The sequence below is a fragment of the Actinomadura sp. DC4 genome, assembly GCF_030406325.1.
In the GTDB taxonomy this organism is placed as follows: domain Bacteria; phylum Actinomycetota; class Actinomycetes; order Streptosporangiales; family Streptosporangiaceae; genus Actinoallomurus.
In genome coordinates this window covers 1-545 of record NZ_JAUEQY010000101.1, presented here as the reverse complement: position 1 = coordinate 545, position 545 = coordinate 1, and the positions used below count along the sequence as shown (strand labels likewise).

Below are 545 nucleotides of genomic sequence, written 5' to 3'. Positions count from 1 at the left end.
TCGAGACGATCGCCTCCAACAGCGCGTGCACCCGGTCACGAGTGGTCAGGACGGTCGCGAGCCGGCTCTGCAGCTCCGCGAGCAGGTCGTCGAGCCGCAGCTGGGGAAGCACCAGGCGAGCACGGTCCTCACCCGGGTGATTGTCAGGGGCCACGGGGGCTGAGTCCTCTCCGGCGTACGCGGATCTCCATCCTTGTCCAACCCGCCCGGTAATGACACACCTGCGGCTCACCACGTGCGGATACAGGCACGAACACCGACGCGGCCTATCGGAGGCGATGACGGTCTGGGTACGGTCTTGCCCATGACCACCCCCATCAAGGTCTTTCTCCTCGACGACCACGAGGTCGTACGCCGTGGGGTCGCCGCCCTCCTGGAGTCCGAGCCGGACATCGAGGTCATCGGCGAGGCCGGTACGGCCTCACAAGCCATCGCGCGCGTGCCGGCGCTGCGCCCCGACGTCGCCGTGCTGGACGTACGCCTCCCGGACGGCGACGGGGTGACCGTCTGCCGCGAACTCCGCTCCCGCATGCCCGAGCTCGCCT

Annotated in this window: 1 protein-coding gene; it reads left to right on the top strand. The window is 69.2% G+C overall.

Going from position 1 to position 545, the window contains the following annotated elements:
* Positions 1-304 precede the first annotated feature (304 nt).
* On the top strand, positions 305-545 hold a 241-nt coding region (locus QWU11_RS47140), incomplete at its 3' end, for a response regulator transcription factor (RefSeq protein WP_290121148.1).